The 22,780-nt window shown below is 55.2% G+C and carries 21 protein-coding genes; 11 read left to right on the top strand and 10 right to left on the bottom strand.

The annotated features are described in order from the left end of the window. The first annotated feature begins 22 nt into the window (after nucleotides 1-22). Nucleotides 23-307: a DUF6737 family protein gene (locus tag SYN7336_RS18965; protein WP_017327514.1), complete on the top strand. Its 285-nt coding sequence runs from the start codon at nucleotides 23-25 to the stop codon at nucleotides 305-307. Nucleotides 308-321: 14 nt separating this feature from the next. Here the strand turns inward: SYN7336_RS18965 and SYN7336_RS18960 are convergent, their stop codons facing one another. From SYN7336_RS18960 to rsmI, 5 genes are all read right to left on the bottom strand, one after another. Next, entirely contained in the window at nucleotides 322-2,934 is a 2,613-nt protein-coding gene (locus tag SYN7336_RS18960; RefSeq protein ID WP_083885817.1) for a CHAT domain-containing protein, read from the bottom strand. A 127-nt stretch (nucleotides 2,935-3,061) separates the two neighbouring features. Continuing rightward, nucleotides 3,062-4,750 (bottom strand): ShlB/FhaC/HecB family hemolysin secretion/activation protein, encoded by a 1,689-nt coding sequence (locus tag SYN7336_RS18955; RefSeq protein ID WP_017327512.1) that lies wholly within the window; start codon nucleotides 4,748-4,750, stop codon nucleotides 3,062-3,064. A 281-nt stretch (nucleotides 4,751-5,031) separates the two neighbouring features. Further along, nucleotides 5,032-5,472 carry a hypothetical protein gene (locus SYN7336_RS26755; RefSeq protein ID WP_156820229.1) on the bottom strand — a complete coding sequence of 147 codons (441 nt, stop codon included), beginning with the start codon at nucleotides 5,470-5,472 and terminating at the stop codon, nucleotides 5,032-5,034. 278 nt (nucleotides 5,473-5,750) lie between these two features. Further along, nucleotides 5,751-6,725 (bottom strand): porphobilinogen synthase, encoded by a 975-nt coding sequence (gene hemB, locus SYN7336_RS18945; protein WP_017327510.1) that lies wholly within the window; start codon nucleotides 6,723-6,725, stop codon nucleotides 5,751-5,753. A 61-nt stretch (nucleotides 6,726-6,786) separates the two neighbouring features. Beyond that, nucleotides 6,787-7,656, bottom strand: a complete 870-nt coding sequence (gene rsmI / locus SYN7336_RS18940) for a 16S rRNA (cytidine(1402)-2'-O)-methyltransferase (protein ID WP_017327509.1) — start codon at nucleotides 7,654-7,656, stop codon at nucleotides 6,787-6,789. Between the two features lie 381 nt (nucleotides 7,657-8,037). Between rsmI and ntcA the strand changes: the two genes are divergently transcribed. Next, nucleotides 8,038-8,724 carry a global nitrogen regulator NtcA gene (gene ntcA / locus SYN7336_RS18935; protein ID WP_017327508.1) on the top strand — a complete coding sequence of 229 codons (687 nt, stop codon included), beginning with the start codon at nucleotides 8,038-8,040 and terminating at the stop codon, nucleotides 8,722-8,724. A 66-nt stretch (nucleotides 8,725-8,790) separates the two neighbouring features. On the opposite strand, the gene SYN7336_RS31205 is transcribed toward ntcA, so the two are convergent. After that, nucleotides 8,791-8,997, bottom strand: a complete 207-nt coding sequence (locus SYN7336_RS31205; RefSeq protein ID WP_156820228.1) for a hypothetical protein — start codon at nucleotides 8,995-8,997, stop codon at nucleotides 8,791-8,793. Nucleotides 8,998-9,132: 135 nt separating this feature from the next. Between SYN7336_RS31205 and gap the strand changes: the two genes are divergently transcribed. The 4 genes from gap to SYN7336_RS18915 all read left to right on the top strand — a co-directional run bounded on the left by gap (nucleotide 9,133) and on the right by SYN7336_RS18915 (nucleotide 13,990). Beyond that, the gene (gene gap / locus SYN7336_RS18930) at nucleotides 9,133-10,152 is read left to right on the top strand and encodes a type I glyceraldehyde-3-phosphate dehydrogenase (RefSeq protein WP_017327507.1); all 1,020 of its coding nucleotides are present in this window, start codon (nucleotides 9,133-9,135) and stop codon (nucleotides 10,150-10,152) included. Nucleotides 10,153-10,463: 311 nt separating this feature from the next. Continuing rightward, complete coding sequence (gene atpD / locus SYN7336_RS18925) at nucleotides 10,464-11,897, top strand: F0F1 ATP synthase subunit beta (RefSeq protein WP_017327506.1); 1,434 nt, start codon at nucleotides 10,464-10,466, stop codon at nucleotides 11,895-11,897. Between the two features lie 174 nt (nucleotides 11,898-12,071). Beyond that, nucleotides 12,072-12,665, top strand: a complete 594-nt coding sequence (locus SYN7336_RS18920) for a TRAP transporter small permease subunit (protein WP_017327505.1) — start codon at nucleotides 12,072-12,074, stop codon at nucleotides 12,663-12,665. Between the two features lie 20 nt (nucleotides 12,666-12,685). Next, the gene (locus tag SYN7336_RS18915) at nucleotides 12,686-13,990 is read left to right on the top strand and encodes a TRAP transporter large permease subunit (RefSeq protein WP_017327504.1); all 1,305 of its coding nucleotides are present in this window, start codon (nucleotides 12,686-12,688) and stop codon (nucleotides 13,988-13,990) included. 45 nt (nucleotides 13,991-14,035) lie between these two features. Here the strand turns inward: SYN7336_RS18915 and SYN7336_RS18910 are convergent, their stop codons facing one another. Then, nucleotides 14,036-14,347: a hypothetical protein gene (locus SYN7336_RS18910; RefSeq protein ID WP_017327503.1), complete on the bottom strand. Its 312-nt coding sequence runs from the start codon at nucleotides 14,345-14,347 to the stop codon at nucleotides 14,036-14,038. Nucleotides 14,348-15,390: 1,043 nt separating this feature from the next. On the opposite strand from SYN7336_RS18910, the gene SYN7336_RS18905 reads away from it, so the two are divergent. Continuing rightward, nucleotides 15,391-15,585 carry a hypothetical protein gene (locus SYN7336_RS18905; protein ID WP_026101147.1) on the top strand — a complete coding sequence of 65 codons (195 nt, stop codon included), beginning with the start codon at nucleotides 15,391-15,393 and terminating at the stop codon, nucleotides 15,583-15,585. 145 nt (nucleotides 15,586-15,730) lie between these two features. On the opposite strand, the gene SYN7336_RS18900 is transcribed toward SYN7336_RS18905, so the two are convergent. The 3 genes from SYN7336_RS18900 to SYN7336_RS18890 form a co-directional block, all read right to left on the bottom strand. Beyond that, a complete protein-coding gene (locus tag SYN7336_RS18900; protein ID WP_202951119.1) occupies nucleotides 15,731-16,693 on the bottom strand; it encodes a S1C family serine protease in 963 nt (320 codons plus the stop codon). Between the two features lie 183 nt (nucleotides 16,694-16,876). Beyond that, complete coding sequence (gene rimO / locus SYN7336_RS18895; RefSeq protein ID WP_017327500.1) at nucleotides 16,877-18,271, bottom strand: 30S ribosomal protein S12 methylthiotransferase RimO; 1,395 nt, start codon at nucleotides 18,269-18,271, stop codon at nucleotides 16,877-16,879. 55 nt (nucleotides 18,272-18,326) lie between these two features. Continuing rightward, nucleotides 18,327-19,049: a hypothetical protein gene (locus tag SYN7336_RS18890; RefSeq protein WP_017327499.1), complete on the bottom strand. Its 723-nt coding sequence runs from the start codon at nucleotides 19,047-19,049 to the stop codon at nucleotides 18,327-18,329. A gap of 124 nt (nucleotides 19,050-19,173) precedes the next feature. On the opposite strand from SYN7336_RS18890, the gene SYN7336_RS18885 reads away from it, so the two are divergent. From SYN7336_RS18885 to SYN7336_RS28285, 4 genes are read left to right on the top strand one after another with little or no spacing between them, the layout of a single operon-like run. Next, nucleotides 19,174-19,929 (top strand): precorrin-2 C(20)-methyltransferase, encoded by a 756-nt coding sequence (locus tag SYN7336_RS18885; protein ID WP_017327498.1) that lies wholly within the window; start codon nucleotides 19,174-19,176, stop codon nucleotides 19,927-19,929. Between the two features lie 30 nt (nucleotides 19,930-19,959). Then, complete coding sequence (locus SYN7336_RS18880; RefSeq protein ID WP_017327497.1) at nucleotides 19,960-21,039, top strand: hypothetical protein; 1,080 nt, start codon at nucleotides 19,960-19,962, stop codon at nucleotides 21,037-21,039. 5 nt (nucleotides 21,040-21,044) lie between these two features. After that, the gene (locus SYN7336_RS18875) at nucleotides 21,045-22,028 is read left to right on the top strand and encodes a glycosyltransferase family 2 protein (RefSeq protein WP_038027311.1); all 984 of its coding nucleotides are present in this window, start codon (nucleotides 21,045-21,047) and stop codon (nucleotides 22,026-22,028) included. A 9-nt stretch (nucleotides 22,029-22,037) separates the two neighbouring features. Further along, nucleotides 22,038-22,775 carry a bifunctional 2-polyprenyl-6-hydroxyphenol methylase/3-demethylubiquinol 3-O-methyltransferase UbiG gene (locus SYN7336_RS28285; protein ID WP_017327495.1) on the top strand — a complete coding sequence of 246 codons (738 nt, stop codon included), beginning with the start codon at nucleotides 22,038-22,040 and terminating at the stop codon, nucleotides 22,773-22,775. The last annotated feature ends 5 nt before the right edge of the window (nucleotides 22,776-22,780 follow it).

Raw genomic sequence — 22,780 nt, 5'->3', positions numbered from 1 at the left:
GGGGCAGTGACTCGCGCTTGATATGACCTCTGCAAATGACACGACCTCTTCAAAACATCGAGCTAGCGTTTGGAACTACAAACCCTGGTGGTGTCAGCCTTGGAGTATTGTGCTGACCGGGGTGGCGATCGTGGCAGGCAGTGGGTTACTGTTCCACCGCCTTTGGGTTACAGGGCTGGTGGCGCTGCCTGTGGCGGCTTGGTGGGTGCTGTTTTTGGGGCTGTATCCCAAGGCGATCGCCGAGGCCGGTGTTTTGTCAGACTACCCGCAGACTGCTGCTGCAGATGCCGACGCCTCTGACAATTAGCGAATGGCCTCCTCCTACAGCCAATTGCCAATCAAACTGAAGGCAGCCCAAAAAAACGGGTGTTGGTGCCGCCGATCTGCCTCGGCCAGGAAGGAAATCTGGGCTTGGCGCAGCGCTTCGGCCTTCGTCATCTCGCCAGTTTTGAGATTGCGATAGAAGCCTTCCATGATGGTGGCGGTGGATTCGTCGTTGACCTGCCAGAAGGTGGCCAGGGTGCTGCGAGCTCCAGCGCGGGTGGCAATTCCCGCTAGGCCCAGGGCCGCGCGCCGATCGCCAGTGGCGGTTTGACAGGCACTCAACACCAACAGATCGATCGGGCGGCTGCGGGTGAAGTCACTGGCAAAAATCAGGCTGCGCAGTTGGTTGATATCGATTTTGTCGTCCCACGTGAGCAAGAAGGTGCGATCGAGCTGGGAGCTGAATTGGCCGTGGGTGGCAATATGGACGATCGGGTAGGACTCCGTGCCTGCAGATTTTTTAAATTGGTTGGCGGTGAAATCCTCATCTTGCAACCGGCTGGCCGGGATTTGGAGGGCAATGGAGTCCACCTCGGAGGTCACGTGGGGCAAGCCCGAAAATCCCTGCGTCGGTTGGGATAATCCGGCAATTAAGACATTCACTTGGGTAGAGTCGGGAGCTTCGGGGGGCAATAACTGCAAGCCGGGGCTGAGGGCGATCGCATAGCGTTCGAGTAAATAGCGTTCGCCATCGTGCATGGCTCCCATCGGCAAATTCCGCAGTACGCCATCGGGCACGAAAACGAGAGTATCCACTTCACTCTCGGAAAGCGCCCCTTCAATCGGTCGCACGATCCAGTCGTACATCAGTTGCGAGAGGGGCATGTGGCGGGGGCTGTTGCGCTGGCCGTAAGCCAAGCGAGCCAAGTCCACGAGGCGATCGATCTGAGCGCTATTGGCTCGGGAGTGAAACAGTTGTAAGGGTTGTCCCGGCAACCGCAGGACGATCGCCAGTTCTCGGGGCAACACGATCGGGTAGATGATGGCCGAGTGCTCGTCAATCGTGTCGATCTCAATCGGCTCTGTATCGACGCAGGCCGCTCGAAAGAAGTTATCCAGCTCGGCCACCTGTAATGACTCAATCGTTTGGCGGGCCACCTCCAGAGGGTCGTCGATACCTAAGTCCTCAGCCTCTTCCCGAAGCAGCAACTGGACAAATTCGCGGTGGATGGGCTCAATCCGATCGCGGAAGGCGTGTTGAATTTCAGGGTTGATGGCTGCCAAATCTCCGCGCAGCTCTTGTAAAGTGCCGAGGGCCGCTCGATAAGACCGCACGGCCTGGGCCAGTTGACCGTTTTCGACTTGAATGCGGCCCAGTTGCCACTGCCAGCGGTAAGCAATGTCGGCGTCGCGGTGGGCTTGGGCCAGCTCTAGCGCCGTTTGGGTGGCAGCAGTGGCTTGGGGCCATTGCTGCGTGCGTTCGTACCATTCCCCCAACTGCCCCAAGGCGTGGGACTCGGCTCGCGGATCGTCAATCTCTCGGGCTTGTTGGCGGGCTAAGGCCGTCATCGCCGCGATCGCCGCTAAGTCGGGTGCTCCGTCCACCTGATGGCGGTGTAATTGTTCTAGGCTGCGGGCGAGATTGATGCGATCGTAGATCGCCGTTCGAGAAACCGGCATGGCATCGAGGCGATCGCCGATCTCGGGCCATGTTTGCAGAGCCAGCGGCCACTGCTCCGTCTCCACCAAGAGGCTGAGTTGATTGAGCAGGGCCTGAAGTTGCGTGCGGCTATTTGGGCTGCCGCTGGCCGCCTCGCGATAGAGGGCGAGGGCGCGATCGAACTCTCTGCTAGCGCGGGCAGCATTGCCCAAACTCAGCTGAGCGGCGGCGATCGCCTCGGCATCCTGCAGCCGTTCGGCCACCTTCAAACTGTCATTCAAGGCTTTGCGAGCCAAATCGAGATCCCCTGCAGTTTCGAGGGCATCCCCCAAACTGCGCAGGCCCACCGCCACCATCACCGAGTCAGGACGCTCCTCCAAAGACTCGACCACCCGTTCGAGAATAGCGGTGGCCCGCCGATACAGTCCCAGACTCTGTAGAGCTTGGGCCTCGTTGATGCGGGCGCGAATGGTTCCCGATTCGTCCCGCAGGTGCTCGAACAGTACCGCCGCCCGCTCCCAACTGTCGAAGGCTGGTTCTAGGCGACCTTGACGAAATAGCAGGCGGCCATTGGTGTCGAGCACCTGAGCCAACACCTGCTGCTCCCCAACCGCCCTGTCCGCTGAGGTCGGAGCGCGATCGCCCTCCAATAGATCCAGACTGGCATTGATGGCGCGATTGGCCTCTTGCCAGCGGCCCAATTCGGCGTAAACAGAGGCTAAATTGCTGCTGGCGATCGCCTCTCCAATGCGATCGCCGTTGCTCCGGTAGGAGGCGATCGCCTCTGCCAAACTGGCGAGGGCGGCTTCCTCTCGTCCCTCGGCAAACTGCCTTTGGCCCTCCAGTTCGAGCTGTTGCGCCGCCTCTGCCAGCCAGTGGCTGCCAGAGGGCGACGTTGGCTCCGCCCAACTGTGGCTGCTGCCCAGCAGCCAACTCAGCCCAGCAGCCAACAACAGACCGAGCAATTCCCCAAAGTACCGTCGCCGCATTCTCTTCCCGACATTTGCCATCGATCGCCTCCTCAGTCAACTGGCCCGCCAGTGAGGGCAAGCTCCCGCAACCCTGTTGCCATCATTGCTTCCATGCCTCCCGTGCAATCGTCCCCCAAGGCCGAGACCTCAAAAAAACGCCGACACTTCAGAAAAAGGTGAGCCTCACTGCAAATGACAGGCCGCTATCTTGCAACGTATCAGTTGGCGTATCCACATCCACAAGGGGAACCCCATAGTTAATGCGTGCTGACAGACGATCTTGCCACTGCCACGAGAGGCTCAACCCGGCAGAAGCCAAGCCATTGGGAAATTGGGCCTCCAGCTCGCCATTATTCCAACCCGCCCTCAGATCTACAAACGGGATTGCTTGGATAACCCCCGCTCCATCGGCATCCTGAAAGATGGGCAGGCGCACTTCAGCAGACAGCAATGCCCCATTATCGGTCAAGCGCAAATCCTGACGGAATCCCCGCACGGTATCCAGACCCCCCAAGCGAAATTGCTCGGAGCCCACGAGGGGGCGATCGGCGAGCTGCACGTCCCCCCGCAGCAAAACCAGCGATTGGGGGGCGAGCCGTCTGGCCCATTGGGCCTGTCCGCGCCAGACAAAAAAGTCCCCATCGACGCCGCTGCCGTCTGGAAGTGCGTCCTGCACGTCGATGCCAAAGTTGAATTGCGATCGGGCAGCAATGGCTTGACGGGGCTGGCGCAGCAACCAATCCTGACTGAAGCGCACCACTGCCAGCTCGAGGCGACCGTCTTCATCCGCACCCCGACTGGGAAACGGCAACCCATCTAGAAACTCGATCTGGCTGGCTCGATAGGTGCCCTCTAAACGTAAGGACAGCTCTTGGTGGGGGGTGCGCAGGATGGGGTGGGTCAGTGCCAGATCGATGCGATCGGAGACTGCCTCAACCTCGAGAACGTCGAAGGGTTCTTCAATAATTTCGCTCCAACTGCGGGCGTAAGCCAAGCTGACGGTATTGCCGCGAGGAGTAATGGGATAGGTATAACTGGTTTGAACGACATTACTGCCATCGGTGTTGTCGAAGAGCAGCACAAAGCTATCCCCCTGACCGAAGAGATTATCTTCTCTCAGGCGTCCTTCCCGCCGCAAACCGCCCGCACTGGGGGAACGACCGCTATCTAACCGCACGTCAACGGCGACCGTATTGGCTTCCTGTACGCTAACCGCCAACACTGAGGAGCCCGGTTGGGCACCGGCAGACAATTCTGCCGAGAGATTGTCGATCCGACTGTCCAAGCGTAGTAGTTGCAATCGTTCGAGTAGGCGATCGACGTTGAGGGGAGGATCTGCTGCCAACTGCAGCCGACTGCGAACGTAGCGGGGATTGAGACGGTTAGTGCCCGATACTTCAATCTCATCGAGGGTGCCTTCAACCACCTCCACCACCACCACGCCACCTGCAAGCGTCTGGGGCGGGATAAAGGCTGCCGAGGTTAGGTATCCGGTTGAAATGTAGAGCTGGGAGATCGCGGTGCGCACTTCTAGAAGTTCGTTGAAGCCGATCGGGCGATTGGTGAACGGCTCAGTCTCCTTTGCCAAGTCTTCTGCACTAAAGATAGTGCTTCCCTCCACCCGAAATTCCTTCACCACAAACTGGTTTTGTTCGAGGGATGGCTGTAGATACGGCGATTGGGGAGAAGGGGTTCGATGCAGGTTGGGAAAGAGATCTTCGAGGGGGGGAAGCGGCTGGGTCGGTGCGGGTTCGGTCTCGGGGGGAGTGGGATCGAGAAAGGGGAGAGCTTCTAAGGAAGGATCGGTCTGGGCAACAGTAGGGGTAGCAATACCGAGCAGCGGCAGGCTGCACATTAGAACCTGCCACAGTATTGAGCAGGGGTGCGAGAACAAAGGTAATAAAATGTTGGGCAGCGTATTGGCTGGTGGATTGGCCATAATCGAAACTTAATTCTTAGCCATATTACCCACAGTTGGCGGCAGAGAGAGGTCGGAATTTGGAAATTTAGCCGATCGTTGTTGCAAATTTATCCCTAAAACAAGCATTCGCTTGTCATTTCAAGCCAAGATTTGGCCAATTGAGTTTTATTTTTATCTCCTCGCGATCGCCAAAAACGCTCGCCAGTCTGGCAGCACTATGCGCCAACGGCTTGCAGTCGCTTCTGAACGCGATGGAGAGAAGTGGGGGGCAAGGGCATTTCTGCCGTATCTAGCCGCGGTTTCAGGCTGTCCAGATCGGGCCAAGAGTCAATATCGGCGCAGGGGCAGGGGCCAGTGCCACTGGCGGAGACAGACGCTGGCAGCGGCACGAGCAGATCGCAGCGACTGCAGGCTTCAATATCCCAGCGATTGGCCAGCAACTCTTCAATACTTTCATTTGTGCCACTCAAGTAGCACCGGCCGGCATTGCGGTACATAAATCGCCAGTTACGCTCGAATTCCGCACTATATCCATCGGCGCTCAGGATCGATTGGGGCTTGAGCTGTTGGAGGCGATCGCGGCGATCGATATCCACGGCTTTACCCATTTGCAACCAACAGGCAACATATGCCTTAACTCGTTCGGGGCTAGCCATGATGCCATAAGGATACTTCTACTTTGAGTGTAAGTAGGTCAATGCATACCTATCGCGATCGTGTCAAAGATTTTCCGAAACTTCACAGCGCTTAATGAGTCGCTCGATCGCTTCATAAATTGACAGAAGCTCTCAAGTTTTATACCGATATTCTCCCAACGTGGGTTCGACAAGGGACTGGACCCCATCCCCTAACCCCTTCCCCCAGAATTACGGCTGACGCCACGCTTCGCGAGGGGAGAGGGGTCGGGGGTGAGGGCAATTCAGAGCTCGGAACCTTACTGCAACAACAGCGCCACTTCCTTGGCAAAATACGTCAAAATCAGATCGGCACCCGCCCGTTTCATACTCAGCAGCGTTTCCAACATCACCTTTTTGCCATCAATCCAGCCCATTTGCTCGGCAGCTTTAATCATGGCGTACTCACCACTGACGTTATAGGCCGCCACTGGCAGATTGGTAGATTCTTTGATGCGATAAATGATGTCTAGATAAGCTAACGCAGGCTTCACCATCACCATATCTGCCCCCTCCATCTCGTCTAACTCCATTTCGCGCATGGCCTCGCGAGCATTGGCAGGGTCCATTTGGTAGGTCTTTTTATCGCCCGCCTTGGGAGCAGAACCCAAGGCATCGCGGAAGGGACCGTAATAGGCAGAAGCATACTTAGCCGAATAAGCCAGAATTGCAACGTCTTCAAACCCCTTTTCGTCCAGCGCTTCCCGCAATGCTCCAATCCGACCGTCCATCATGTCGGAGGGGGCGACAATATCGGTCCCCGCTTCTGCTTGACACAGTGCTTGCTCGACCAAGACCTCGACAGTTTCGTCGTTGAGAATGATGCCATCTCGAACGATGCCGTCATGACCGTCGCTGTTGTAGGGGTCGAGGGCCACGTCAGTGATGAGGGTAATGTTGGGGATAGCGGCTTTGATAGCTTTCAGCGCTTGAGGAATTAAGCCGTCGGGATTGAAGCTTTCGCTGCCGTAGGAATCTTTTTTCTCCTCGGGTACGGCAGGGAAGAGCGCGATCGCCCGAATGCCCAACTGATGCGCCTCTTGCACTTCTTTGACGAGCAGATCGAGGGTATAGCGATAAGACCCCGGCATAGAGGTAACTTCTTCGCGGGTGTTTTCCCCTTCCATCACAAACAAGGGATAAATCAGATCTTTAACAGACAGTTGAGTTTCCTGCACCATGTCGCGGATGGCAGCAGTGCGGCGCAGGCGGCGGGGGCGGTAGGTGAGATCCATAGCTGAGTCAAAGGGTTGTGGGGAAAGGGTTTTGTCAAGCCGATCGAAGGGCCTTTTTATCCTACTGCACGGGGGGATTGTCCGATTCGGTCCCCTCTAGCGCGAGGGATAGCCGGTATATAGCCCGCCGATCGCAGCCGGTCTGTTTGGCCACCTGACGGCTCGCCTGCGATCGCGATAGACCCTGCCCTATCAACTCCCGCAATTGCTCGCGCAAAGCAGATTCCGACGTATCCGCAGGCTTAGGCTGCGCGCCTGCCAAAACTAAGGTGAACTCACCCCGAGGCGATCGCTCGGCGAACTGTTCCAGCGCAGACGCCACCGTTCCCCGCCAAAATTCCTCGTAACGTTTCGTTAATTCGCGGGCCACCACAATGGGGCGATCGGGCTCCACATAGGCCAGTAAATCCTTCAGCGTGCGGGTCAAGCGGTGCGGGGCTTCATACAACACTATCGTGCGCCTCTCCTCCGCAAGCTCTTGCAGAATCGCGTCCCGCTGCTTGCGCGCAGTGGGGAGAAACCCTTCAAATGCAAATCGCTGTGCGGGCAAACCCGAGGCCACTAACGCCACAATCAGAGCGGTGGGACCGGGCACGGGCACGATCGCGATGCCAGCGGCAATACAGGCTTGCACCAACTCCACCCCCGGATCGGAGATACCGGGCATGCCAGCATCTGTCACCAGGGCGATCGCCTCTCCCGCCTGTAGCTTCGCGACTAATTCTGGCGTGCGGCGGGCAATGTTGTGGCGGTGGTAGCTCAGCAATGGGGTGGAAATGCCAAAGTATTTGAGCAAGCTACCGGAATGACGGGTATCTTCTGCTGCAATCGAGTCCACCTCGCGCAAAATATGTAAGGCGCGATCCGATACATCGCCGCGATTGCCAATCGGCGTTCCCACCAAATAGAGCGTGCCGGGTTCGACGGTCATTACAGACATCAACGATGAAACTCGCAAGGGTGTAGACAATTATGGACTCTATCCCGAGCAGCAATTCTGACCCAAATGGGCTTGCCGAGTCCAGGCAATTGGTGGCGATCGAGCTGTTATCGGTTTATCTTTGAGAAAAATGTGCACTAGGATACAAAACCTGACGGCGGATAGCCTCTAGTGTATGTAAAAAATTAAGGCTCCATCATGCAGATTGGCCAGCTTAACCTGCCGAATTGAGCGCGTTAGAGTTTTAACTGGATTGACAGCCAATTAAATAGAATGCGACAGATCTCTATCCAAAGCCAATATCGAGCACCAATCGGTCTACAGAATCAATTCGTCATTGAGAGTTAATACACCTGACTGAGGATAGAGATTATGATCCCATTGGATTCGGTAGCAGCCCCTGAAAGACCCCTATCCTCTGTTTTTAAGGAAATGGCAGGCACTCAGTATCCGCCAATGGTGGACACTTACGAGCGCGGCAAGACCATTTTCTTTCCGGGCGATCCGGCAGAACGAGTCTATTTTCTCCAGAAAGGGGCAGTTAAGCTCTCGCGGGTGTACGAATCGGGGGAAGAGATTACGGTAGCACTATTGCGGGAAAATAGTATTTTTGGGGTGCTTTCCCTGCTGACGGGACAACATTCCGATCGCTTTTACCATTCAGTGGCATTCACGACGGTCGAGTTACAGTCGCTGCCGATCGAGCAGGTACAAAAGGCGCTAGAAGATAATGCCGAATTGGCGATGTTACTGCTAAAAGGCTTGTCTTCTCGGATTTTGGAAACGGAGATGATGATCGAGACCTTAGCCCATCGAGATATGGGCTCTCGCTTGGTCAGTTTCTTGCTCATTCTCTGCCGCGACTTTGGCCTCCCCAGCAGCGATGGCGTCACCATCGACTTGCGTTTATCCCACCAAGAAATTGCCGAGGCGATCGGCTCGACGCGAGTCACCATTACGCGGTTATTGGGCGATTTGCGCAAACACAACTATATTTCTATTCACAAGAAAAAAATTACCGTTCGCGATCCGATTCAACTGGGCAAGCGATTTACCTAGAGGCTCGCAAAGGGGGCTCTAACGGCGATGCCTGCTTTGTATAAGTCGCCACTCAGTATATCCTCTCTACGTCCCATCTCTCCCTTGGAGATCGATCGCCAGCACGGACCCCACCAAACGCTTGCTCGGAGCGCGATCGCAATAGAATAGAATGATCCTCGTTGTTCGACTGACGTCCGGCGTTGCTCGACTGACGTCCGGCGTTGCTCGACTGACGTCCGGCAGGAATGAAAGGCGTCGGCGATCGTCACTCGGGTATAGACTCAGTAACATGGAGCTAAATCATAGATTCTGAGATCCAACATCAGAATCAGCTCGAATCTAAATTGAATCTATAGATGTCGTGACGATTGCGATATGATGTGCTAGTCAGCAACACCTGTTCGTAAAAACGCAAGGAAAGGGTCAGTGATTAAGGTAGCCATTAACGGATTTGGCCGCATCGGTCGTAACTTCTTACGATGCTGGTTGACGAGAGCAAACTCCGGCCTCGATATCGTTGCCATTAACGATACGGGGGATGCTAATACCAGCGCTCACCTGCTCAAATACGACTCTATCCTCGGTCCTCTCGAGGGCGTGAATGTCGAAGCCCGAGATGGCAAGCTACTCCTCGATGACAAAGCCATCACAGTGGTTTCCGATCGCAACCCCAACAACCTGCCCTGGAAAGCAATGGGCATCGATCTGGTAATCGAAGCCACTGGCGTCTTCCGCAACTACAAAGGCGCTGCCCGCCACGTCGAAGCCGGTGCCAAGAAAGTCATGATTACTGCTCCTGCCAAGGGGTCTGACGTTCCCACCTACGTTTATGGGGTCAACCAAAACGATTACGATCCCGTGGGAGACATTGTGGTGAGCAACGCGAGCTGCACCACCAACTGCCTTGCCCCCATCCTTAAGGTCATTCTGGAGAAATTCGGCGTGGTGCGGGGCATTATGACCACCACCCACAGCTACACGGGCGACCAGCGTCTGCTGGATAACACCCACCGCGATCTGCGCCGCGCCCGTGCCGCTGCCTTGAGCATTGTGCCCACCACCACTGGGGCAGCAACCGCTGTTGCACTCGTGCTGCCCGAGCTTAAGGGGAAGCTGGGGGGCTTGGCAGTCCGCGTTCCGACCCCCAATGTTTCCTTGGTCGATCTGGTCGTTCAAACCGAACAGAAGGTCATTGCCGAAGAAGTGAACGGTGCCCTCAAAGAAGCCTCTGAGAATGGTTTGGCCGGTATTTTGGGTTATTCGGAAGTTCCCTTGGTTTCGATCGACTACCGTCGGGCCCATTGCTCCTCTGTGGTGGACTCTCTCCTAACCACGGTTCTCGATGGCGATTTGGTCAAGCTGATGGCTTGGTACGACAACGAGTGGGGCTACTCCCAGCGCGTTGTAGACTTAGCCGAGCACATGTCCGCCAAGTGGCAAGGGTAATTTTTCAGCCTCTCTCTGACTGGGCGATCGCGGTTTACCGAGGTCACGGCCAAGTGATAGCCTAGTCAGCGGAAAATGGTGAGCAAAAGTGCTTAGCGTCGCACATCGAGTGACGGTGTCGCGATCGCAACCTCAAGCCGACTCAATTCAAGCCAACCCCTTCATTCAATTCTAGATTTCCTTCAATTCTAGATTTCCTTCAATTCTAGATTTCCTTCAATTCTAGATTTCCTTCAATTCTAGATTTCCTTCAATTCTAGATTTCATTCGACGATAGATACAGACATCGCTGCCAGGAGCTTATTGCGAGCATGGTCACAACAACTGCAACCAACATCGGCTACGTCACTCAGGTGATTGGCCCCGTTATCGATGCCGAATATCCCAACGGCAAACTACCCGAAATTTATAACGCCCTCAAAGTCGAAGCCACCAATGAAAGCGGCATTGAGGTAAAAGTCACGTTTGAAGTTCAGCAACTGCTGGGGGACAACCGCTGCCGAGCGGTGGCCATGTCTTCTACGGACGGTCTGGTACGCGGCATGGAAGTCATCGATACGGGCGCTCCCATCTCCGTGCCGGTGGGCCCCCCCACCTTGGGTCGCATCTTTAACGTCTTGGGCGAACCCGTAGACGAGGTGGGTCCGGTTGAGAATCAGGAAGCCATGCCCATCCACCGCGAGGCTCCCAAGTTCACCGAACTGTCCACCAAGCCAGAAATCTTCGAGACTGGCATTAAGGTTGTGGACCTGCTGGCTCCCTACAAGAAAGGCGGCAAAACGGGTTTGTTTGGCGGTGCTGGCGTCGGCAAAACGGTTTTGATCATGGAGTTGATCAATAACATTGCCCAGCAGCACTCGGGCCTGTCGGTGTTCTCTGGGGTGGGCGAGCGCACCCGCGAAGGCAACGACCTTTACAACGAAATGAAAGAGTCTGGCGTACTGGATAAAGTGGCACTGGTGTACGGTCAGATGAACGAACCCCCCGGCGCTCGCATGCGCGTCGGTCTGACGGCTCTGACAATGGCTGAGTACTTCCGCGATATCAGCAAGCAGGATGTCTTGTTGTTCATCGACAACATCTTCCGCTTCGTCCAAGCGGGTTCCGAGGTCTCGGCTCTGCTGGGTCGCATGCCCTCCGCTGTGGGATATCAGCCCACTTTGGGGACCGACGTGGGTGACTTGCAAGAGCGCATCACCTCCACCAAAGATGGGTCTATCACTTCCGTACAAGCGGTTTACGTTCCGGCTGATGACTTGACCGACCCCGCTCCAGCCACCACCTTCGCTCACCTAGATGCCACTACGGTTCTGTCTCGCGCTCTGGCTTCCAAGGGCATTTATCCGGCTGTGGATCCTCTGGACTCTGCTTCTACCATGTTGCAGGAGTCGATCGTGGGTTCCGAGCACTACAAGTGCGCTCGGGCAGTGCAGGAGACTCTGCAGCGCTACAAGGAGCTGCAGGATATTATCGCCATTTTGGGTCTGGACGAACTATCAGAAGACGACAAGATTACGGTGGCCCGCGCCCGCAAGATCGAACGTTTCTTATCTCAACCCTTCTTTGTGGCCGAGGTCTTCACCGGTGCCCCCGGTAAGTACGTGACTCTGGAACAAACGATTGCTGGATTCAATCGCATTCTGTCTGGCGAGCTGGATGACATGCCCGAGCAGGCATTCTACCTGGTCGGTGACATTGATGAGGCGATCGAAAAGGCTGGGAAGATGAAGGCGGAAGCGGCCTAACCCTTCTCTACTGTTCGAGTGGCATCCGATAGAACTCTCCAAAGGTCTGGCCCCCATGCTGGGCCTTTTTTCGATCGCCACAGGTGCTCTCGAAATGGCAACAGACATCCGGTAAGATACAGCACGAACGCAACGGCTCTATCCCGAACCGTATCGAGCCGCTGATAGGTTGAGGTGAAATCTTTGCGCAATTGGCTCCGGCTCTCCCGATGGATCGATCGCCTGACTCGAAAGATCGGCCAACTCACTTACCTCTTGACGATCGCAATGGTATCGATTGGGGTTTGGAATGTCATCGGTCGCTTCCTCGGTCGGGGCATCGGTCAAAATCTCAGCTCGAACGCCTCGATCGAGATTCAATGGTATTTGTTTGCGATCGTATTTCTCTGTGGTGGAGCCTATACCCTACAACAGGGGGGGCACGTGCGGGTGGATGTCTTCTACAGTCGCCTCAATCGCAAGCGCAAGGCTCTCGTGGATCTGGCGGGTAGTTTGCTGTTTGCCATCCCCTTTAGCGTTCTGGCGATCGCCTTTTCCTGGAGCAGCATTGCCAAATCTTGGGCCATCCTGGAACAATCTCCCGATCCCGACGGCCTGCCCCGCTACCCGATCAAAAGTTTCATTCTGGTGGGGTTCGTTCTGATTATTTTGCAAGCGATTTCAGAAGCGATTAAGAATGTCGCGATCCTGCGCGGTCTAGACCCGGGGAGAGCACAACCCGGGGAGAGCACAACCCGAGGAGGGACGACCCGAGGAGGCGAACCGTGACTGAGTGGCTCGGTCCCTCCATGTTTCTGGGGGCGCTAGTCCTGCTGTCGTTTGGCTATCCAGTGGCATTTTCGCTGGGGGCAACGGCGATCGCCTTCGGCCTGTTGGGCATTGCCCTGGATATCTTCGACCCCATTCTGATGACCGCCATGCCGCAACGGCTGTTCGGCATGATGAGCAATTTTACGCTCTTGGCAATCCCCTATTTCGTGTTTATGGGGGCCATGCTGGAAAAATCTGGAATTGCCGAACGATTACTGGAAACCGCCGCGATTGTCTTGGGTCGCGTGCGGGGGGGATTGGCGCTGGCGGTGGTTTTCATCGGTGCGTTGCTGGCAGCCACCACTGGGGTCGTGGCTGCCACGGTGGTGGCGATGGGGTTGATTTCGCTGCCCACGATGTTGCGCTTCGGCTATAACAAGCAACTCGCCTCCGGCATTATTGTTGCCTCCGGGACCTTGGGGCAGATTATTCCCCCCAGCGTGGTGCTCGTCGTGCTGGGCGACCAGTTGGGTATTTCGGTGGGAGACTTATTCGTCGGCTCGTTGATTCCCGGTTTGCTCATGGTGGCTGCTTTCTGCCTTTATGTTGCCACTGTCACCGGCTTCAAGCCAGAGGTTGCCCCTGCCTTGCCCGATGCCATGCTGGAGATCGGCACTCGGAAGCTGGCCCTACAGGTTGTCAAGGTGATGCTTCCTCCCCTCTGCCTGATTTTGTTGGTCTTGGGCAGTATTTTTGCCGGGATTGCCACACCCACTGAGGCAGGAGCCGTGGGGGCGACTGGAGCGGTGCTATTAGCCGCAGCGAACCGTCAGGTGAGCTGGACATCGCTGCTGGAGGTGGCCGAGGCAACCGTACGAACCACCGCGATGGTGATGTTTATCTTGATCGGGGCCAATGCCTTTAGCCTCGTGTTTCGCGGCTTGGAAGGCGATCGCTTCGTGCAAGTGGCTCTAGCCAATTTGCCGGGGGGGGAACTGGGCTTTTTGGTCGCCAGCATGGCTGTCGTCTTCATGTTGGGCTTCTTTATCGACTTTTTCGAGATCGCCTTTATCGTTGTTCCTCTCTTTGCCCCTGTTGCCCAACAGTTTGGCATGGACTTGGTTTGGTATGGGGTAGTGCTGGGGGCCAACTTACAGACTTCATTCCTCACCCCGCCGTTTGGATTTGCACTCTTTTACCTCAGAGGGGTAGCCCCTCCCGAGATCGCGACTGGCGATATCTATCGAGGGGCAATGCCGTTTGTTTGCCTGCAATTGTTAGTCTTGGCCGCAATCGTGGCATTCCCGGGTTTGGTCACCCTGCTGCCGTCGCTTGTCAGCTAGGAGAAAGACTGCTGCCGAATTACAGCGTGCTTCAAATACGGTGCGCTACAGATATTGAAGTCCCAAGCGCAAGATATTTCGCTCCAATTCCCGCACCCAAACAACCTTCGCTTCAATTGGCCCAGCCCCACCGACAATCGCGGTGCAATGTTGGCCAGAGGCGATCGCCGCATCGGAAACCGTCACAACCCCACAGCCACTAAACGAGCCATCAACCGCCAACCCCTGCACCCGACAATGGTTATTGAGAGTCAGCTCTATTTCGACAATCGTCCCGGCACCTGTAGTGGTTCTGCTGTGTTCCCGCTTGTCCCAAGTTTTGGGCAGTGTGATTTCTGTGTATGAGTCGCGTGTCATCATGGTTAACCCATTATTGAATAAAGTCTCATCAAAGCTAAATCGAGAGCATTGGTATACTCAGCTACTACCAAAATACCCTTAAAAAAGCTCAATCTGGCAGCAAAAAAGTGACGGCATTTTGACGCATCCATCCCACAAGGCCGGACCTGAGCCAAGGGTTGGCGATGGGCTTAGGCAGGATTGCGAGTTCTAGCGCTAGCTGCCAGAGGCGATCGTTCTCCCTATCTCATCCTCAATACCGCCACTTGCACCCTTCAGAAGTGACGCAAAAATTCACAAAACTTTATAAATCTAGCTAACCAAACAACACATTTAGCGATCCTCGATACTGACAAAAATTATTTCACCCATGCAGTTACGATCCCCACTGTTTTTCAAAGAGAAAGTGATGAGTATTTCAACTTAGCGCTAATAATATACCCGGTATTTCTCTCTCCTCCTCTAATAATTTTAATGAAGCTACACAGCAAAAATTTACTTTTGCCGAGAGCCAGAGAATACGTAAAAATACTCATTCATCAGGGCATTTTCCACCGAAATCCTCGCTCCATTTAGATAGTACAAATGCCTATTCAGGGTGGAGCTGTGCTGTCCTGTAGAAGCAGCCACTCAGCGCAAAATTGTTTGACTGCTATCAATGAATGCAATCCAAAAGTGAAAAGAGCTTGACTGAGTCATTTTTCGCCAGAAAAAGTTTAAAGATCGATGTAACCGCTGATTGGTAAGGCTTTTGGCTCTAGCTAGCCTTTACTGTAATCTGTCAAAATGCCTGTATCAATTGCAGAAATCCTAAAGTTGATTGGAAAACATCAAAATAATGCTGGCAACGGTCCAAAGAACGTGCCACTATGTTGAATGTGGATGCCTGTGGAGGATAGGCTACGGCACTACCTCGTAGCGACTTAATAGTCCGTTAAGGATTGCTTGACACGTTACAAAAACCTTCGATTTCGTAACACTTCCCTAGAAGGGCCTGTGATAGAGTGTGCGCAACAGGATTTGTTGCACAACATTTTTCTATCAGCCAGGAGTTTAACGATATGCCTCTAGAGAATGTTCGAGTCAAGGTAGATACGCGCAACCACCGGGGCTGCTTCGTTCCCGAAGCCTCTTATACGTTGCACGATATCGATCAAAATGGCTGGGCATTGATTTGCGTTGATGACGCCCACTGCCACTATGTCGATCCAGATGCCCTCAGATTACCCAAAGGGACCAGATCGGCCAAAGCTTAACGGCCAGACTGTTTAAACTTCTGAACGCCGGTTTCAGTTGATGTTTGCATAAACCCTGGAGGCTCTCCGAGCCTCTTTTTTGTCGCTCGGAGAGGCAAACTGCCCTTACCAGAGGAGCAACTGAGGGAACGCGGCAGCACAAAGCCTAAAAGTCTACCTGTAAGTTGCCCCACTGTCGGCCCCGCATCACCGTCAGAACTGCCGACTGCGGACGAGTATCCAAAAAGTTAACGAGAGATTCAACACTGCGGACGCGCGTGCCGTTGACGGCCAGTATGCGATCGCCTGCTTGCATCTGCAGACAATCGGCTAGCGATCCGGCTTGGACGTTTTGAACGGTGAGGGTGCGAGGGTCGAGGGTGACACCCAATCGCGGCGGCGGGCTGCCCGCACCCAAGCGGGGAGATGGCAGTGTGGATGGAGCCGATGGCGCAGCCGCTATAGCATTATTGGCTTGACCGATAAAGTTTTGAGCCACCAGAACGCTGGTGGCAAACCCAATCCCGATGTTGCCTCGGCCGCCGGGACTGAGAATGGCTTTATTGATGCCAATCAACTCGCCACGAGAATTGAGCAGCGGGCCGCCGGAATTGCCGGGGTTGATGGCGGCGTCGGTTTGCAGATCTCCATTGCGGCCCACGCGGCTGAGGATACCAGTCGTGAAAGTCCCCTCTAGACCGAAGGGATTGCCGATCGCAAACACCTGCTGGCCCACTTGAATATTCTCCCGAGGGGCAAAGGGAATGCTGGGAAAGGTGCGGTTGGCGCTGACGCGCACTAGGGCGAGATCGTTGACGCGATCGAGCGCAATCACTTGACCGCGATAGCGACTGCCATCGAGCGTTCTCACCTCCACTTGGCCGGAGCCGCGCACCACATGTTCGTTGGTCAAGACAATGCCAGAGGGGTCCACAAAGCTGCCGGTGCCGGAGCCGCCGCGATTGCTGACTGTGACGACGGCAGGGCGAGCGCGGTTGTAGACATCGATCGCAATTTGCTCTTCTGCTCTAAATTGCGCGGCAGCCGGTGGGGCCGTCAGAGACAAGCTCGTGGCGCTGCCGAAGAGCAATAGCGGCAGTAAAGACAGCCCGAGGTACTTTGCGTTCACGAACAGTACTCCAGATAAGATTGCTGTGACAGAGAACATTGCTGTGACAGAGAATATTTCTCTGGCAGATAACATTTCTCTGATAGATAACATTTCGTGACTCGATCGTAGCTCGATTCCGAGGCACCCTCAGAGGTCAAGCCACCCAACTGATTGCGCAAAGTCGCACAATTGCGAGGCCATCTACTGCCGACCGGCCCAATTAAAACCTGCGGGTAATTCAGTCAAAATCTCCCCAAACAAGTCATAGGGCTCCGCCGCCGTAATCCGCACCGGCACCAGCCCCCCCAAACGCCCCCGACCGCGCACGTAGATGACGCCATCCACCTCCGGCGCAAACTGAGGCGATCGCCCAATAAACACCCCCGTACTGGGATTCTCTTGCTCCAGCAGCACCGGCACTACATTGCCCACCTGTGCCCGGTGCCGCTTAAACGAAATCCCCTGCTGCAAGGTCATGAGGCGATCGCGGCGATCGTCCATCACCGCCTGCTCTACCTGCCCCGGCATCTGGAAAGCAGGCGTCCCCTCTTCCGGCGAAAAGGTAAACGCCCCCACCCGATCGAACTGATGCCGTTCGACAAATGCGAGCAAATGCTGAAAATGCTCTTCTGTCTCGCCGGGGAATCCCACAATAAAGGTCGTCCGCAGCGTCGCACCGGGCAACAACTCCCGCATCTGCTCGATAATGCGATCGTTCACCTGTCCCTGCCAGGGACGATTCATCGACTTCAACACCTCGGGATGGCTGTGCTGCAATGGCAAATCGAGATAGGGCAAAAAGTTCGGCGTCTCGGCGATCGCCTGCAAGACTGGCTCCGTCAGTCCCGTCGGATAGGCATAATGCATCCGCACCCACGGAACTTCTACCTCTCCCAAGGCCCGAATCAACTCCGCCAACTGGGGCTTGCCGTACAAGTCCAGCCCGTAATTGGTCGTGATTTGAGAAATTAAGACCAGCTCCCGCACGCCTTCAGACGCGAGCTGCTTTGCTTCGGTCGCAATCGACTCAATCGAGCGCGATCGCTGGTTGCCGCGCAAATGCGGAATAATGCAAAAGGCGCAGCGATAATCGCACCCCTCTGCCACCCGCACGTAGGCAACCGCAGCATTGGTGGTGCGATAGCGAGGCACTGTCTCATCCGCAATGTAATTGAGATCTGAGGTGACGGCGTTGACCCGCTCGCCTCGCTCCACCCGCGCAATCACGTCGACAATATTGCGATAATCCCCCGTTCCCACCAACGCCACCGCCTCGGGCAGCTCGTCCAACAAATCCTGCTGAAAGTGTTGTGCCATACACCCGGCAATCACCACTTTTTTGCCTGCCTCTGCCAAATTCACCAGCGTGCGCACCGACTCCGCCCGCGCTTCTGCAATAAAGCTGCAGGTATTCACAATGGCGTAATCTGCCTCTTCTGCACTGACGCTAACGTCATATCCTGCCTGGGCCAATAACCCCAGCATGTGCTCGGTATCCACCCGATTCTTTTCGCAGCCGAGATGGGCGATCGCGATCGAGGGCTGATGGGCCGTTTGGGCAGCGGGAGAGTCAGGAGCAATCTGGGCAGAAGTCATGAAGAAATGTGTGCATAGCCTTACGATTTTAGCTCGGGATTCGACGCGCGCAGTTTTATCTCTTTTCTCTGCTCTGTGGCGGAATATCGAACAGCTCAAAATCGACGGCTAATTTGCGGTAGACCCACCAAGTGGGACGACCTCGATACTTCATGGTGTATGCAGCCGCTTGTCCCATGCCAAAGGCATTGCTGTGGTATCGATTGGAAAGCTTATTAACGATCCAAAGTTTGAGTTGTTCCAGCACCATCTCGGGGTACCAGTCTTCAGGCTGGCCCGGATATTTTTGCTTTAACTGTCCAATTAGCCGCTCTACCGATTGGCGATCGCCATCTAGCAACTCCAGGAGTTGATCGTAATTGGAGAGGGGTTGAACTGTTTGCGATTGGGATTTTTGCCATTGATGCCAGCGGCGTCTGAGGTGCAGCATCTGGAATCGCAATAGCGAGCCCGCCGCGAACAATATTCCTCTCAACGGGATCGCCAGAGATAGCAGGAGCATCTGGCAGTACCATTCTTCAGGCTCGTCAGGATACGTTTGCTTTAAGTGCTCGATCAATTTTGCAAGTGTTTGGCGATCGCCATTCAGCACGTCCAACAGTCGGTCGTAACTGGATAGACGCTGGCGGCGGGGTTGCTGCTGCACTTTGTACCGTTGCCGCCAGCCGCGAACCGCCTGCACGGCCACAAACCGCAGCAATGGCCAAGCCGCAAACCACAAGCCCACTACAGCAATGGTCAGCAACACCACAAAAACAACAACATTGTCTACCTGCATTACACTCGACAGGTGCAGCTCTCTCCATCTTGCCCGCTAAAGCGAATGTTCAGCAGCCATCGTGGCTACCAGATACCGGACTCAGCTTCGCATTATCGTTGATTGTCGAGATCGAGGAGATGGCATGGACAAATCGTTTGGAACGTTGTGGGGGGTCAGTGTGGGGCCGGGTCGTGCCGACTGGCTGACGATCGCCGCTCGGCACGTCTTAGAAGACGCGAACGCGATCGCCTGTCCCCAAGATCGCCAAGGCAATCCGGGCATGGCCTATCGGATTGTGCGGGAGTTTCTATCGGGCAATCGCAAGATTTTGGCCCTCGATATGCCCTTTGTGCAGGACTCAGCGACCTTGACAGCAGCTTGGGATCGGGCGGCCGCAGAATTGCTCGCAATTCTGAACTGTGGTGGCGATGTGGCGTTTATTGCCGAGGGGGATGTCAGTTTCTACAGTACGTTTACCCATTTAGCCCGAACCGTGAACGAGCGATCGCCCCACATTCCCATTGAGGTCATTCCGGGCGTGTGTTCGCCACTGGCGGCGGCGGCAGCGTTGAAAATGCCGCTGTCCACTTGGGATGAGAAGGTGGCAATTGTGCCTGCAATGCACGGCCTGGAGGAATTGGAGCGAGCTTTGGATTGGGCAGATGTGGTGGTGTTGATGAAGGTGGCCCCCGTCTTCGATCGCGTCTGGCAAATGTTGCGCGAGCGGGGTTTGCTGGCAGAGGCAGGGTTGGTGGAATGGCTGGGATGGCCGCGGCAAAAGGTGTTTGGCTCTTTGGCAGGGTTGCAGGACTATCGACCGCCCTATTTTTCCATGGTTATTGTGCGATCGCAGCCCATGCGTTTCGGCAGACTCGACCTCGACCTGCCAGTGCTGTAGGGTGAGTGAAACGTTTTGTTCGCCCGAGACATGACCTCACCCCGAGCAGACTTCGATACTCCCTGGAAAGAAGTGCTAGAGCGTTACTTCGAGCCCTGTCTGCAACTTTTCTTCCCTGCCACCCACGCCCAAATTGACTGGTCGCGTCCCTACGAGTTTCTCGATAAGGAATTACAGCAAGTCGTTCGCGATGCCGAACTGGGCCGTCGCTATGCAGACAAACTGGTCCGGGTCTGGCTGCTCGACGGACGGGATCTGTGGATTCTTATCCATATAGAAGTGCAGGGCAAGCCAGATGCCTCTTTCCCCGAGCGCATGTACATCTACAACACCCGCATTGCCGAGCGCTACGGTTGCCCGGTAGCGAGCTTGGCTATCCTCTGCGACACCAGCCCCAATTGGCATCCCAGCGAATTTGTTCGCGAGGTGCTGGGTTGTCGTTTAGAATTCCGCTTTCTCACAGCAAAATTGTTAGGCTACAGGCAAAGATGGGCCGAGTTGGAGGCCAGCAGCAATCCGTTTGCGACCATTGCGATGGCTCACCTACAAGCGCAAGCCACCCGTCGCGACGAGCGCGATCGCCTGCAGTGGAAGCTGCGGTTGGTTCGTCGACTGTACGAACGGGGCTTCGAGCGTGAAGATATTATCCAGCTATTCCATTTCATCGATTGGGTGATGGCATTGCCAGAGGAGTTAGAACAAGAGGTCTGGGAAGAGATTCGAGCTTACGAGCGGGAGCAGAGGATGCCTTACATCAGCAGTGTGGAAAGAATTGGTCTGGCAAAAGGACTCGAACAGGGGCTCGAACAGGGGCTCGAACAGGGGCTCGAACAGGGGCTCGAACAGGGGCTCGAACAGGGGCTCGAACGGGGGCGACAACAAGCGCTTCGCATGCTGCTTCGCTTAATAGAAAGTCGGTTTGGCTCAGTTCCGAGTTCACTTCAGACCCAACTTCAGGAGCTGACCGTAGTACAGCTAGAGGAGGTGCTCGATTTAGCCCTAGCCACTGACTCACTCGAACAACTTTCCGAAGACTTGACCCAAAGGTCCTCTGACCCGCAATCCTCAGACTTAGAGGGCGGCCTCCCCCACGAATCATTTGATGGATGACCTCTATGCCTGACTCTAGGCCCGTGCTTTCGATTGTGGTGCCCCTGTATAACGAGGCCGAAAATCTAGATTATTTGTTCGAACGCTTGGAACGAGTCTGCGATCGCCTGCAGGTCAGCTACGAAATCATTTGCATCGATGATGGCAGCCGAGACGGCACCCTCAATCAGCTGCGCGCCCATCACCATCGCAATCCCGCCATTAAAGTACTGGGGCTCTCCCGCAATTTCGGTAAAGAACTGGCTCTGTCGGCGGGGCTAGATTATGCCAGTGGCGATGCAGTGGTGCCGATTGATGCCGACTTGCAAGATCCGCCAGAGTTACTCGAACTGTTAATGGCAAAGTGGCGGCAGGGATACGATGTCGTGCTGGCTACGCGGCGATCGCGGGCGGGCGAATCCTGGTTGAAACGGCTTACAGCCAGCGGGTTTTACAAGACCATTGGTCGCATGAGCCCCATCTCTATTCCCTCCAATACCGGCGATTTTCGCTTGATGGATCGGCGGGTGGTGGAGGTCTTGCAACAGATGCCCGAACGCACTCGGTTTATGAAAGGTCTTTTTGCCTGGGTGGGGTTTCGACAAACGGCGGTGGAATACGATCGCCAGCCCCGCTATCGCGGTCGCACGTCTTGGAATTATTGGCGGCTGTGGAACTTTGCCGTCGATGGCCTGACCTCCTTCAGCCTGCTCCCCCTCAAGGTCTGGAGCTATGTCGGATTGCTCATCTCCGCGCTGGCGTTTTCCTATGCCACTTTTTTAGTGGTGCGAACGGTGTTGTTCGGAGTCGATCTGCCGGGATTCGCCTCAATTATGGTGGCCATTCTGTTTATCGGCGGCATTCAACTGATTAGCTTGGGGGTTTTGGGAGAATATTTAGGTCGAGTCTACGAAGAAGTGAAGGGACGCCCGCTGTATATTGTGAGAGACCGCTACGGTTTTGAGGGCGATCGCCTCCCTAGTGGTTTTAAGGATGATGTCTCTCGGTAATTTGTCCGCATGGAAACAGCTATTTATCGCAATAATTTCGAGCTGGAAACCAGCCATTGGTGGTTCCAGGGCCGCACGGCAATTGTGATGGGCCTGCTGGACAGATATTGCGACATTTCGCCAGGGGAGACTGCGATCGATATTGGCTGCGGTACGGGCATGATTTTGCAGCAGCTCAACCAGCGCTATCGGGCGATTGGCATCGACACCTCCCCGTTGGCCGTAGATTTTGCCAAGCAGCGGGGCAATCAGGAGGTGTTTTGCACCTCTTTGGAGGAGGCTGCAAACAAGGATTGGCAGCCTCGGGTCGCGTTGATGCTGGATGTTGTGGAACATATTCGCGATGATGCCAGTTTCCTCAGGCAGGTGTGGGAGGTGTTGCCCGAGGGCGGTCAGGTCTTAATTACGGTGCCCGCCTACCAATGGTTGTGGAGTGCCCACGATGTCATGCACCATCACTTCCGTCGCTATCGGGCGGAGCAGATGCGGGAGCTGTTGACCCAGACGGGCTTTGAACTGCAGAAATTAAGTTACTTCAATACACTGCTGTTCCTGCCTGCACTGCTACAAAAATTGTCTCAGCGCAACCGCGAACCTTCCCCTCAGGACAGTATTCCGACGGTACCGAGTTGGATGAATGCGATCTTGCAATCTATCTTTGCCTTCGAACGCTTTCTGTTGCCTTGGTTCGACTTTCCCTTTGGGATTTCGATTGTGGCGATCGCCCAAAAGAAACGGCCAATCTAGCTCCG

The sequence above is a fragment of the Synechococcus sp. PCC 7336 genome, from assembly GCF_000332275.1.
In the GTDB taxonomy this organism is placed as follows: domain Bacteria; phylum Cyanobacteriota; class Cyanobacteriia; order Thermostichales; family PCC-7336; genus PCC-7336.
This window is presented reverse-complemented; position numbering and strand designations above follow the sequence as displayed.